Annotated in this window: 4 protein-coding genes; 1 reads left to right on the top strand and 3 read right to left on the bottom strand. The window is 72.9% G+C overall.

All coding sequences use genetic code 11. The features are described 5' to 3' along the window. Window positions 1–12: 12 nt before the first annotated feature. Window positions 13–10680, top strand: coding sequence for a translocation/assembly module TamB domain-containing protein (locus EI73_RS05520; RefSeq protein ID WP_231557292.1), 10668 nt, complete (start codon window positions 13–15; stop codon window positions 10678–10680). An 88-nt stretch (window positions 10681–10768) separates the two neighbouring features. Here the strand turns inward: EI73_RS05520 and EI73_RS05525 are convergent, their stop codons facing one another. The 3 genes from EI73_RS05525 to EI73_RS05535 form a co-directional block, all read right to left on the bottom strand. Next, window positions 10769–11227 carry a hypothetical protein gene (locus EI73_RS05525; protein ID WP_034384928.1) on the bottom strand — a complete coding sequence of 153 codons (459 nt, stop codon included), beginning with the start codon at window positions 11225–11227 and terminating at the stop codon, window positions 10769–10771. Between the two features lie 106 nt (window positions 11228–11333). Continuing rightward, complete coding sequence (locus tag EI73_RS05530; RefSeq protein ID WP_034384929.1) at window positions 11334–13409, bottom strand: ABC-F family ATP-binding cassette domain-containing protein; 2076 nt, start codon at window positions 13407–13409, stop codon at window positions 11334–11336. Between the two features lie 82 nt (window positions 13410–13491). Then, window positions 13492–13983: an Hsp20/alpha crystallin family protein gene (locus tag EI73_RS05535; RefSeq protein WP_034384931.1), complete on the bottom strand. Its 492-nt coding sequence runs from the start codon at window positions 13981–13983 to the stop codon at window positions 13492–13494. Window positions 13984–14286: the final 303 nt, after the last annotated feature.

Consider the following 14286-nt stretch of genomic DNA (forward strand, 5'->3'; position numbering starts at 1 on the left):
AGCGGACCGCGAGTGACCGGTACGCCCCGCCCCAACCGGTTTCCACATCGCCCCCCAGCCCGGCGCTGGCCGTGGGTCATCCTCGTCCTGGCGGCGCTGCTGGGCCTCGCGGCGTGGTTTGCCCCTGCCCTGCTGGGCCGCTGGGTGCTGGAGCGGGTGAGCGGCGAGGGAACCCGCCTCCGCGCCGAGGAGGTGCACGGGCCGCTGTGGGCTCCGGGCCTGCGGGAGGTCCAGGTAGAACTGCCGGGCGTCTCGGGCACCGCCAAGCGGGCGAGGGTGAGCGTCGCGGGCGTGGACCTGCGGCACCGAACGGTACGGCTCAACGTGGCCCTCTCGGGTGCGGACGTGACGCTGGGCCTGCGGGACCTGCTGGGCGGCGGTGGGGAAGCGGGAGGCGCGGGCGGCTGGAAGGTCGTGCTGTCCGGCCTGGACGTGCGGGAGACACGCGTGAAGGTGGACGGCTCGGGGGTCAACCTGCCGAACGGCCGCTTCCGGGTGACCCGGGGCGAGAAGGGCACGCTGGCCGTGCGGGGGCATACCCCGGAAGGCGAACTCCAGGCCGACGTGGCCGTGCAGGAGGGCGCCGCAGGAAACCGTTTCGTGCTGGACCTCAGCGCCGACGCGCGGGTTCTGAACCACTACTGGCCGGGGGTGACGGGCGGGCGCATCACGGGCCGCTACGTGCTGGGAGACGGCCCGGTGCGCGGCGACCTGCGGCTGACGGGGGGCAGCCTCCGGGTGCCGCAGGCCCGCTTCGTGACCGTCCAGGACATCTCGGGAACAGCCCTGCACCGCGGAGACGACATCACGCTGAACCTCGTGGGGCGCGGGTGGAAGGGCCCCGTCACCGCGCGGGGCGGCGTAGACCTACAGGCAAAACACTGGACCGTCACGGCCGAGGCCACACCGACCGTGGCGGGGCTGGCGCAGGCGCTGGGCACGACGGGCACGGGTGACCTGCGACTGCGCGTCACGGCGGGCGGCTGGAGCACCGTCCGCGTCAAAGCGAACGGGAAGGCCACCGGGCGAATCGCGGGCGTGCCCTTCCGCGACCTCAAGGCGGAGTACACCTACCTGAGCCGCGACGCGACGGGCAGCGGCGCGGGTCAGACGAACGATCTCGCCCTGAGCGCGCAAACGGCCCTCGCTGGGCAGCAGGTGCTGCGGGGCCGCTGGGCCTTTGGCCGTGAGGGGTGGGTCGAGTGGACGGGCGACCTCGCCGGGAAGCCGCTGGACCTGCGGGGAGAGCTAGACGCGCGCAACGTGCTCACCCTCAGCGGCGCGGGTCTGGGCGGATCCCTGCAGGGCAGCTACGCGCTGGAGACACGCGAACTCCAGGCCACCCTGAATCCCACCTACGGGGCGGCGCGGGCGCGGGTGACCCTGAGCGGCACACCGGGCGACCTGCGGGCCGCCGTGACCGAGGGAGAAGCCGGCCCCTTCGCGCTGGCAGGCACCGTACGGCTGAACCGGGACGGGCTCAAGGCCGACCTCGGCCCCGTGGGGCTCGATCTCGATCGGCACTTCCGGGGCACCTGGACGGCGCGGAACCTCAGCGGCGCGGGCCTCACGCTCAGCGGACAGGGCACGCTGGACCTAACGGGTGGAGACGTGCGCGGCACCGTAGCGGCGGATGTGCCGGGTCTCTCGGAAACGCTGCGCGGGCCACTCGTCCTGAACTACCGCGAGCAGTACGGCACCTTTACGCCGGGAGAGCAGCGCCTGACCTGGCGCGGCGACACCTTCACGCTGGAGGCGCGGAACCTGGCGGTGACCGGCGGCGTGCGGGTGAACGGCACGGCCACCGTGAGGAACGACCTGAGCGCGGTGGGCACCCTCACCGCGACCGGAAACGGTTTTGACCTCACGGCGACCGGGCTGGGTGACGTCGCGCGGCTGCGCGGAACGGCGGGGGCGGGCGGCGTGACCGTCCTGGCGGAGACCCGCCTCACACGGGGCTTTCCCACCACCGCGCGCGTGCAGGGCGCGGAGATCGGGGGCGTGCTGAGCGTGGGGGACGGCGTGCGCTTCACGCTCAGCACGGCCGGTGAGACGGCGCGGGGCGTGCTCGACGGCGAACGCTGGGACGTGACCGGCCGGGTGAACCTCGCGGCGCTGCGGCCCCTGCTGGGGGTGGACGACCTCACGGGCACGCTCGACTTCGCCCTCGCTGGACGGGGTGGGACGGCGCAGGTTAACGCGGCGGCAGCGGGGGCAGAGGTGCGCGGCACGCTCACGCGAGTGGGTGGGACCATCCGCGCCGACCTCACGGGAGCCTTTGACGGGGCGGCCGCGCGCCTCGCCGGGCAGGTATACCCCTCGGTTGCGGCGCGCGGCTCGGCCACCTGGCAGGGACAGACGCTGAACGCGGCCCTCAGCGGCGAATACGGAAACCTCCGAGCACGGCTCACGGGCCGCACCGGCGAACTCTCCTTTGCGGGCGTGACGCTTCCGGGGCAGGCGGTGAATCTGGCAGGCACCCTCACGCCTGCCCTCAGCGCCAGCGGCATCTGGGGCGGGTTGAACGTGCGGTACGACGCGCGTACCGGTCTGCTTGCCGTGTCCGGAGAGCAGGTCCTCACCGCGTTCGGGCAAACGGGGCGCGTACGGGGTCAGGCCACTTGGGCTCCCGGCCCCGACCCTCAGCACTTCCGGGGCAGCGTGAACGCGAGCGGCGTGCTCGACCAGTACACCGTGAGCCTGCGGGGCCCCTGGCAGAACCTGAACGTGGTGCTGACCGACGACGAGGGCCTGCGCGCCACCGGCAGGGCAGCTCTTCCCGCGGGGCGCTACGACCTGCGCGTGCGCGGTCCCGTCGCGGGCCTGTACGTGGACGGGCGGGTGCGTGGCACCGGCCTCGCTCCGCAGGGCACCGTGGACGTGTTCGACGGCGCGGGAGGCAGCGCCCGCGTGACCCTGCGCGGCTTTTCCAACTTCGACGTGCGCTCGCGCGGCCTGACGCTCGCGGGGCAGGCGCTGCAAGGGGACCTCACGGCGCGGGAAGGCCGGCTTTCGGGGAACCTGACCGCCGGACCGCTGCGCCTCACCGCGCGGGACGGGCAGGTGAACACCTCCGGCGAGATCGCTGGGCACAGCGTGACGGCGACTGGGCGGCTGGTCCTGCCCGCCACGCTCGAACACCTGCGCGTGCGGATCACCGGCCCCTACGTCACGGCGCAGGCGACAGGGGGGGTGGCGAACCTGCGCGGCAGCGTAAGGGTGCGGGCGCAGACCTTCGGGGCAGGCACGGCGCGCCTCACCCTGCCCGCGCAGACCTTCCCCCTCACCGCCTCGCTGACGGGGGCGCGGGCGAGGATCGGTGATCTGACGTACTCGGCGGGCACCTGGGACGGGGGCCTCAGCCTCCGCTACGCGCTCGCCGAACAGGACGGCACCCTGCGGCTACTCGGCGAGGGGCCGCGGCTGGTCGCCCTGCCCACCGGTCCCGTGGCGGGGGGCGTCACGCTCCTCCCCGCCCTGGGCGGCACCCTGACCGCAAACCTCTCCCCTCTCCTGCCGCTGCTGCCCGGGGCCGTGCGGGCTGAGGTCGTACCGGGCGAGCTGGTGGCAACCCTGAGCCCGGGCGGGGCCATGCTCACCAGCCGGGGCACCCGTTACCTCGGTGACCCGCTGACCCTCAACGCCCGCGTGAGCTGGACGCGCGGCTTCACGGCGGCAGGCACGCTGACGCATCCCGGCAGCCGCCTTCCCGTTCGGTACGACGGACGCGACTTGACGGTGAGCGGCGCGCGGCTGGACGCGCGGGTGCTGCGTCCCCTGGTGGAGGCAAGCGGAACTGTTCGCGCCCGTCTGACGGTGCCGGGGCTGGACCTCGGGCAGGCGAGCGGACAAGCGCGGATCAACGTGACGGCGGCGAGCGAGCCGGTGACAGGCACCCTCACGCTGACGCGGGGAGAGTTGGGCGGGAACCTGCGGGCCGGGCCGCTGCGCCTCACCGCACGGGACGGGGAGGTGAACGTCACGGGCGAAGTGGCAGGGCAGACCCTGAGCGCGAGTGGGGGGCTCAAGGGGCTCAGCACGCTGGAGAACCTGCGGGTCGCCCTCAGCGGGCCGTACCTCACGGTGAGCGCGGCAGGTGACGCGAAGCACCTGAACGGAACGCTGCGCCTCGGCGGGCTGCCGAGCGGCGCGGGCGTGGCCCTGCCCCCGCAGACGCTGCCGCTCAGCGCCTCGCTGACCGGGGGGCGGGTCCGGGTCGGTGACCTGACCTACGCGGGGGGACGCTGGACGGGCCGCGCGGGTCTGCGGTACACGCTGGGCGGCCAGCCGGGCACGCTGGGCCTCGTGGGGGAGGGAGAGCGTCTGACCGCCCTGCCCACCGGTCCCGTCACGGGGCGCGTGGCGCTGCGGCCCGACCTGGAAGGCACCCTGACGGCGGACCTCGCCCCCCTCCTGACCGCGCTTCCCGCAGACGTGCGCGGAGCGCTGGTGCCGGGGCAGCTCAGGGCGCAGGTGGACGCGGCTGGAGCCACGCTGACGCTGCGTGGGGCGCGGTACCTGGGCGAGCCGCTGAACCTGGAGGGGTGGGTGAAGTGGCCAGGCCGTGTGACCGCCGCCGCCGAACTCACCCACCCCGGCAGCCGCATACCCGTGCGGTACGACGGGCGTGACCTGACCGTGCAGGGCGCAGTGCTGGACGCCCGCGCCCTGGGGCTCTGGCTGGAGGCGACAGGAAGCGTGACGGCGGACCTCACCGTGCCCGGCCTCGACTTCGAGCGGGCGGACGGCCAAGCGCGCGTTCATCTTGCGGCGTCGGGGCAACGGGCCGTGGGCCGCGTGACGCTGGCGCGGGGCCAGCTCGCGGCGGACCTCACGAGCGACCTCGCCGGGCTGGGCGTGCAGGTGCGCGGTCCCCTCTATCCCCGAGCGAATGCCGTGCTGAACGTCGGGGACGTGCGGGGGACCCTCAGCGGGAATGCGGCGGGCACCCTCACGCTGCGTGCGGCCGGGACGTACGGGGGCCGTTCCCTTGACCTGACCGCCGTAGGCCGCGCGCTGACCGGGCCGAACGGGGCGGCGACGCTACAGGGTGCGGTGGCTGGGGCGAGCCTGAACCTGAACCTCGGCCGAGCGGCGCAGGGCTGGCGGGTGACGGGCCGCCTCGACGCACCCGACCTCCACCCCCTGGCGGGCACGGCGGGCAACCTCAGCGGGACGGTGAGCGGCACGCTGGGCGACCTGCGCCTGAACGCGAGTGGGGAGGTGGCGGGGGTCGCCTTCCGCGTCCCCGCGACGTACACGAACGGCGTGCTGCGGGTGCAGGGGGCCAGCGCCACCCTGCCCGGCGCCCTGGGCACGCTGCGGGCCAGCGGGCCGGTCTTTCCCGCCTTGAGCCTGAGTGCAAAGGCGACGCTGACGGACCTTCTGCCCGGCAGCTACACCGCGCAGGTGCTCGGCACGCTCGCCAAGCCGGACGTGCGGGCACAGGGCACGCTGACGAATGCGGCAACCGGCCTTCAGGCGGGCGGCACGGCGCTCAGGGCGCGGCTGCTGGGCCGCGACTGGCGGCTTAACCTCAGCGGTGAGGCGCTCGCCGGGTACGCCCGCGGGCAGCTCGGCTCGGGGGCGCCCGGCGGGGTGCAGGACAGCCGCCTGACCGTTCACGCGCCCTTCCTCTCCGGCGAGACGCGCGTGCGGCTGGACGGCGTGACCGGTTGGAATGCCCGCAGCGGCTGGCTGGGCAACCTGCGCGCGAGCGGGACTGTGCCGGGCGGGGTGCTGGACGCGGCGCTGACGGGGGCAGGCTCCCTCGCCCTGGCGGGTCGCGTCGGCTCGGCGCGCCTCGCCGGAGCCTTCCCCGCCGACCTTCCGCTCAGGCCGGGCGGCACCCTCGACCTCACCGCACTGGACCTGGGGGCGCTGTGGGGCCGCCCGGAAGAACTGCGCGCCACGGGTCGCGCGGCGCTGGCGGGCACCAGCTGGAGCCGCCCGGAGGCGACCTTTGCCGGCAGATTGAACGACGTGGGCGGCGACCTGACCGGCGAGCTCGGCGCAACGTACCGCGCGGGGGACGTCACGGTACGCCTGACGGGCGAGCGGCTGACCGGCGGCGCCGTGCTGCGGGGCGGCCGTTACGAGGCCCAGGTGCGCGCCGAACCCGTGCGCCTCGCGCGGCTGCTGCCCCCCAGCTGGAACGTGGACGCCCTGACCTTCGCGGGCACGCTGAGCGCAGCGGGCACGCTGGCACACGGCCCGGAACGAATCGAGGCGCGCCGGCTTGCCCTGCGGGGCGAGCAGGGGGCGGCAGGACCCTTCAGCCTGTACGGGCAGGCCACGTACCTGCGGCGACCAGGGCAGCCGGACGTGCTGGAGACGGCCCTTGCCGGCAGCCTGCGCGGCGGCGTCCTGAGGGCACAGGGAACCCTCCCGGCGGGCGTGCGCGTGACCGCGCAGGACGTGGACGCGCGGGGGCTTGGCGCTGGACGAGTCAACGGGAGCCTCACCCTGAGCGGACCGCTGGAGGACCCGCGGGTCACCGGGGCGATTTCGGCGGCGACCGAGGACTTCGAGGCGCAGCTCACCCTGTCCGGTCCGCTGCGAAATGCCCGTGCACACGCCCGCCTCAGCCTGCGCGGCGAGGACCGAGCGGGTCTCCTGTACGCGGACGCCACCAACCTCAACCTCGCGGCGGGCACGGTTCAGGCGCGGGTGTACGGCACCGCCCGGCAAGGAGGCAGTACGCTGCGGCTGGACCTCAGCGGTGCGTGGCCCCGCCTGACCGGCAGCGCCACCGCAACCCTGCCGGGCTTTCCCGACCCGGTGACGCTCCGGGGCGACGGCCAGGGGAGCTACGGGGTGAGCGCGGGCGCGCTGGGCGTGGGCCGCTTGACCCTCACGCCCGCCGCGGGCTTCATTCCCGCGCTGTCGGGCCAACTGCGTCTCATGCCGCTCGCGCTCGTGGGTGGCCGGGGCAGCGCGCAAGCCGACGTCACGTTCTCCGGCACGCTGGCCGCCCCACGCCTCAGCGGAACGCTGAGCACACGTGGGGCGGAGGTGGCCGGGGTTCGGCTGACGGACACGGCCGGAACCTTGAGCGGCACGCTGAACGAGCTGCGCGGTACCCTGACGCAGGCGGGCCAAACCGTCGCCACGCTCGAAGGGCAGACACTCACCCTGAACGGGCTGAGCGCGAACGCGGCGGGAAGCGAACTGCGCGTGACGGGCCGGGCAAGCCTGAACGGCACCGCTGACCTGACGCTCGCGGCGCGCGGCGTGCTCGCGGGCCAGGTTCGCGCGACCGCCCAGGCCCGAGCCCTGCGCCTGGAGGGCGCGCTGGCCGGACAGGGCCTACGGGCAACGCTGGACGTGAAGGCCGATCCCTTCACCGGCTGGCACGGAACGGCGCGTGTGGCCGGCGGACCTGCAGGCGTGCTGACAGACGCGGCGCGGCTCCGCTTCTCCGGTCCCTTCGCACACCCCCTGGTGACGGGCGAGGCTGGAGTGCTGGGGGCGGGTGCCCGGCTGGTGGCGAACGCGGACGGCGCGCAGCTGCGGCTGGTCGACGGTCCCGTCGCCTCCGCCAGCGGCGTGCTGGAACTGCGGCCGGACGAGCGGGGCGAGTGGACGTGGCAGGGCACGGCGGCCCTCAGCCGCCCGGAACTCAGTCTGAGCGTCACGCCAAACGGGCCGCTCACCAACCCCAACCTCACCCTGAGCGTTCGGCGGGGCGAGTGGCGCGCAGCGGGCACAGCCAGCCTGCGGGCCGCTGACCTGGACGTCACGGACGGCCTCACCTCTGGCCGGGTGACCTGGAACGGGGGTATCCTGCGGCCGGACCTGCCTGGCCTCGACCTGGCGCGCCTCGGCCTAGAGGGCGTGAGCGGGCGGCTGACCGTGAGCGGGAGCGCCAACACCGCGGCGGGCGACGGGCGCGTGACCGCGCGCGCGACGAACCTCACGACGGCCTATGACGTGCCCTACCTGGGCGTCACGCTCGCGGGGGACCTCGCGGCGGACGTCACCCTGGCGGGCGGACGGCCAAGGGTGCAGGCGAGCGCCGCGCTCCCCTCCGGTGTCCTGCGGCTGAATGCGGCGCGGGGCGAGGGCGGCTGGACCGGAAACTTGACGGGCACCCTCACCCGGGAGGGCGGCACCCTCAGCGCGAATGTGATCTCGGGGCCGGCAGGGCTGACGGGCGGGATCACGGCAGCCCGCTATCCCCTCAGCGCGCTGGGCCAGGACGTGCGCCTCGCGGGCACGCTGGCGCTGCGGGGGCAGACCTTCGGGGTCAACCTCACCGCCGGAAACGACATGGGCGAGGCGCGCGTCAGCGGCGAGGGTGGGCTGGCCGATCTGCTGCCCGCCCTGGCCGCGCTGGGCAACGTGCGCCCCACCGAGGAGGGCTACCACCTACGGGCCCTGCTGGACAACGTGGAAGTCGCCAAGCTAAAGGTCGCGCCGGGCCTCGCGGGCCGCGTGAACGGCGAGGCGAACATCAGTGACGGCGGCGGCACGGTCGTCCTGAATAGTCCTGCCCTACGAATCGGCTTCAAGACGCTCGGCGCCCGCGTGGAAGGCACGCTGGTCGGCGGCGACTGGCGGCTGCGTGGTTTCCTGGGCGAGACGGACTTCTTCGCCTCCCTCACGGGCGGGACCCTCAGCGGGCGAGCGACGTTGCAGGCGCTGCCCCTGGGGGCCGTGGTCGCGGCCTTCACGGGAACCGCAGTCGGTGAGGGCGTGGTCACGGGCGCAGCGCGCTTCACGCTGCCGCTGGCCGATCCCCTTGCGGGGAACGCCACCGTGGTCGCCGAGCGCATCCGCGTCACGGCCACCAGCGGAACGGGCGAGGGGGCCGTCACCGAGACGCTCACCGGCACCGGCACCCTGGACTACGCGGCGCGCGAACTGCGCAACGTGAATATCCAGCTGGCGGGTGCGGGGACCTGGGATGTGCGCGGCGGGTACACGCGGGAACGGGTGGACCTCCAGGCCCGGTTCACCGACACCACCTTCACCCCCGTCCTGCGACTGATTCCGGGCGTGGCGGAACTCACGCCCAGCCTCAAGGGCAGCGTGACCCTGGCGGCTGCCGGCACCTACGACCGCCCGCGCGGCCTGCTGCGCGCACAAAACCTCGTGGGCAGCGTGGCGGGTCTCAGCCTCCAGATTCCCACCTTCAGCGGTGACCTCCCCGACTCCGGGGCCTTTACGGCCAGCGGGCGCGTCCTGACGGGCGGCACGGTCGGCAGTGACGGCACCGTAGACGTCAAGGGGCAACTCACGCTTGGAAAGCTGTCGAGCACGCGGGTCACCTTCACGGGTCTGCTCGCCCCGCAGGCGCTGGGCGCGCTGCCAAGCACGACGGTCACCCTGGCACAGGGGGCGGAGGGCCGCTGGACGCTCGATGCCCAAAGCCTCAGCGCTGCGGCTCCCGGTCTTCCGGCGGGGAGCCTGCGGGTGACGGGCACCGTCGCTCCCCGGCCCAACCTCACCCTGACGGCGCGGGGGTATAACCTGCCGCTCGCGGCCATCTCCGCCCGTGAAAGCGTGCTGAATGCGGACCTGCGCGCCGTGGACGACGGGCAGCTTGTCCGGGTGAGCGGCGCGGCGAACTTCCTGCGCCTGGTGCTGGGGCGCGTCGATGCCCCAGCCACCATTCCCGCTCCCGGAGAAAGCAGTGTGACCGGTTCCGCGGCCTCCGCCAACGGGCGCACCACCGACGACTACCCCAGTCCCCTCCCGCCCGAGTACACGACCTTCCCGCGGGCCCAGGCGGAGGCCGCCGCAGCCCCGGCTCGCCCCTTCCTGGAGCGGATCGTGTTTGAGGACGTCCCCATTCAGGCGCCCAACGGCATCCGGGTGGACGAAGCCTTTGCCCGCGCCGAGTTCAGCGGCAACCTCACGCTCTCGGGCACCGGCGCGCGGCCCGTTCTGCGCGGGGACATCCTGGCGCAGCGCGGTACCCTCTTCCTGCGCGAGAACGAGTTCACGCTGCAGACGGGGCGGGTCACTTTCCCCGGCGAGGGCGTGCTGCCCACCTTCGCCGCTACAGCCAGCGGCACCGTGCCCTCGGCCACCACCGGGCAGCGAGTGCCCGTCACGCTGGACGTGAGGGGCGAATTCCGGCTCCTCCCGAATGGGGAGAACGTGCTTGACCTGCGGACTGCCCTCCGCTGCACGGCTGCCGGAAGCGCCTGCACCGACCCCACGACCGGCCAGGTCTACACCGAGGCGCAACTGTACGCTCTGGTCGCCACCGGCGTCCCGGACCTAGAGGCCCTGCCCGCCAACCTCGCCGCGCTGGGCACAAGCGCCCTCCAGACGGCCCTGAACGTCTTTGTGCTGGGCGAACTCGAACGCAACGTGGCCCGCGCCCTGGGCCTGGACGTGTTTCGCCTCACGCCCAACCTCGCCACGGCTGACGGCTCGCTGGGGGCCACCATCACGCTGGGCTCCTACCTGACCCGCGACCTGTACCTGCAATATCAGGTGGACCTCAACGGCCAGGGTCTCCTCGACGCCACCTACAGCACGCCGGACGGCCGCGTCACCTTTAAGGTGAGCACGCCCCTGAGTGGCCTCAACCTCGACTCCGTGCGCCCCAGTTTCAGCGCCGCCTACAACCTCAACCCCCGCACCAGCCTCAGCCTGGGCGTGCAGAACGACGAAGACAGCACCAAGATCCGCTTCGGGGTGACGTACCGGCTGTTTGCGCGGTAGCGGCAGGGCTGTAGGCTGCGGCGCGCAACCCAACGACAGAAAAACGAGGGCCGCCCCAACAACTGGGGCGGCCCTCTCCCTGCTGCCCTTAGCGGCTGACGCTGACGCTCGCGCGGGGTTCCAGGGCGTAAAAGGCGACGACCGCGACCAGGGTGCCCACCCATCCAGGAGCTGAACCGAGGTCGAGTTCGAAGGGACGGCCCAGCACCGTGCTGCCGAGCTGGCCCTGAAGCCGCTCGCCCTGCTGCTGGGCGACGACGTTCCAGCCCACGATGGGTTCGCCCAGAAAGCCCGTCACGCGGTCCACCCCGCGCAGCACCAGCTTCTGGCTGCCCACGTTGCCGCGCAACTCGCCTTCTTCCAGCTCGACCCGAACGGGCTCGCTGCCCACCGTGCCCTGCACGCCCCGCTCGGTGATTTCCAGTTCGATGTCCTTGCCGTGCAGCTTCCCGCCCGCGCGGCCTGAGATGCGGTCGCCGTCGATCGTGCAGCGGACGTTGTACCCGTCTGCACCGCCAAGACGGCCCTTGATCAGGTCTTCACTCATAGCGGGGAGTATAGCGGGGCAGGGCGTGGCGCGCCGGAAGTGATGGGGGGTGAGCAGAAAAAAGACCGGGGCAGAAGCCCATGCCTCAGCCTTTCTTCTCCACGCGTCACGCCCTCCTCACCACCCCAACCCGCTCGAAGTACGCCCGGCGTTTCAGGACCGGCCCACCCTCCCCCAGCCGCACCCGGCCCACATTCCAGCGCTCGAAGAGGATGCGCAGGGCCCCGCCCAGCAGCGCCGCACCGTACCAGACGGGGGGCAGCGCGGAGAAGCGCAGCGTCTCGCCGTCCCAGGCGAGGTGGGGGCAAGCCTCGTCGCGAGTGGCCCAGAACATGCCGCCCCGCTCGCCCAGCCGCTGCGCGCGGATGGTCAAGGGCGGCTCGCGCACCTCAGCGTCAAACTGGGGGGCGGCGTAGGCTTGCGCATACAGCTCGTACAGGTGCTCCTGAAGCTGGTGCACCTGCGCGCGCAGCCGAGCTTCCTCGCGCCCAGTGAGGGTGCCGGGCGGGGCGTCGAGGGCACGGCGGAGACCAGCCAACTGCGTCTCGATGGCAACGAGGCGCTGCCGGGGGGTGGGCGCCGGAGGGGGCGGGGGCGGGTCACCCGTGAGGCTCCGGGCCGGGTCGCTGTACTCGCGCGAGCCCCATCCGGCCACCTCGCGCAAGTGGCCGTCCTCGATCACCCACAGCCGGTTGGCGACCTCGCGGGCAAAGCGGCGGTCGTGGGTGACCATCACGACTGCCCCCCCGTAGGCGTGAACGGCTCCTTCCAGGGCGAGCAGCGCCTCCATGTCGAGGTGGTTGGTGGGCTCGTCAAGCAGCAGCAGGTCGGCGCGCAGGGCGCTCACAAGCGCGAGGCCCGCCCGTGCCCGCTCGCCGCCGGAGAGGATTTCGGGGGTCTTTGCCCAGTCGGCGGCTGTGAACCCCGCCAGGCCCAACAGGGCGTTCGCGCGCCCGCCGAACCGGCGTTCGAACTGCGCCTTCAGGCCCTCGCCCGGCGTCAGGCCGTGCCAGGTCTGGTCCAGGAAGGCGACGGTGACGCCACTTGCCACCCGCAGCACGGGCTCGGGTGGGCCGGGATCCGGGTAAAGCTCGCCCGCCAGCAGCCGCATCAGCGTGGTCTTGCCGGTGCCGTTGGCCCCCAGCAGCGCCACCCGGTCACCCTGGCGCAGCCTCAAGGCGACGTCCCGCAGCACCTCCCGCTCGCCGTAGGTCTTGGAGAGGTGTTCGCCCCAGGCCACCAGCCGCGCCCGCGCCGTGCCCGCCAGCAGCCGCATCCGGATCTGCCGTTCGGGGAGGGGCGCCTCGACCACCGGCAGGCGTTCGGCGCGGGTCCGCAGCGCGCGCGAGCGGCGGCCCCACTCGTCCAGCCGCTCGGCGCTGCCCGCCAGCCGGGCGGCCTCCCGTGCGCCCAGCCGGGCCGCGCGCGCCTGGGTGCGGCGTTCGAGATCACGTTGGGCGCGGGCACGAGAGTACCCGCCCGCATACGCGGTGGCCTCCCCGTTCTCCAGCCACAGGCTGCGGGTCGCGGCAGCGTCCAGGACATCGCGGTCATGGCTGGTCAGCAGCACGCCGCCCCGGAAGTCTTGCAGCCACCCTTCCAGCCACTCGCGCATGCGGATGTCGAGGTGGTTGGTGGGCTCGTCGAGGATCAGCAGGTCAGGTTCGCGGGCCAACGCGAGCGCAAGAGCCAGCCGGGTGCGTTCGCCACCCGAGAGGGTCGCCGCCTCACGGTCCAGGAAGCGCGTGAGGTCGAGCATGCCGAGCACCCGCGCGGCGCGGGCGGGCCAGGTGTAGGCTTCCACCTCTTCCAGGCGGGCCTGCAGGGCCGTCCAGGCCGCCAGCGTCTCCGGATCGCCCAGATCCGCTTCCAGGGCGAGCAGTTCGGCTTCTCGCTCGCGGTAGGGGTGCGCCGCAGCGGTTAACTGGCGCACGGTCAGGCCGGGCGGATAGACCTGGTGCTGTTCGAGGACACCCACACGCAGACCCGGCGCCCGCCATACCGTCCCCTCCTCCGGCACGAGTTCGCCCGTCAGCACTCGCAGCAGGGTGGTCTTCCCCGCCCCGTTACGCCCCAGCAGCGCTACCCGCTCGCCCCTGGCCACCGCCAGAGAAACGTCCCTCAACACCACCCGCTCGGCAAAGGTGACGGTCAGGGACTCGGCGGCAAGGAGGGTGGCCATATCGGAGGAAGTCTACGGGCCAAAAGGGCGAAGGGTGGAAGGAAGCGAACACTTCCCTGCCACCCTTTCCAGCTCCTAGGGGTTAGGACTGCTGGGGTTCTGCGGACGTCTGCCCGCCGCCCTGTTCGGCATCCACCGTCTTGGGCGCCGTGAGCTGACCGCCGGTGCGCACCTGGATGTTGCGCTTCTGGGCAGCCTCGCTGCGCGGCACACGAATGGTCAAGGCGCCGTGGTTAAAGTCGGCCTCGACCTTGGTGAGGTCGTACTTGGCGGGCACGCTAAAGGTGCGGATAAAGGTGCCGTAGGCGCGCTCGACGCGGTGGGCGGTGCGGCCCTCGTTGCGGGTGTACGTGCGCTTGGCCTGCACGGTGAGGGTCTGGTTCTCGGCCTCGATCTGGATGTCCGCCGGATCGACGCCGGGAAGGTCCAGGGTGAGTTCGAGCCCCTGCTCGTCCTCGTGCACGTCCACGGGCGGCGCCAGGCGCGATACCTGGCCGCTCACCATGCCGCCAAAGGCCCGGTCCATACGCTGGGTCAGTTCTTCGATCTCACGGAAGGGATCAAATCGCATCATCTGGAAACCTCCTTGACTGGAAGCGCTGCCCCCGGTCCTGGGGTGCCCTGCGCCCAACTGCCCGAAGTCTAAAACTTGAGTGCGGTCGTGTCAAGTTAATTGAGCTTTAACGCGGGTAGCATAGCTTGGTGGCGGGTGGATGGCAGCTGCCCAAAAGGTCCTGAGGCGTTCCTTCACCGAAGAGGGCGTTTCGGTGTACACTCCCCCAGGTTCGGGGCCGGTGCCCCACCGCACACACCCTCTCTCAGCGGTCCGGTGAGGCCGCACCCGCCCCGTGAGGCAGGAGAAGGAGCAGACGATGCC

This window comes from Deinococcus sp. YIM 77859, assembly GCF_000745175.1.
Taxonomy (GTDB): domain Bacteria; phylum Deinococcota; class Deinococci; order Deinococcales; family Deinococcaceae; genus Deinococcus.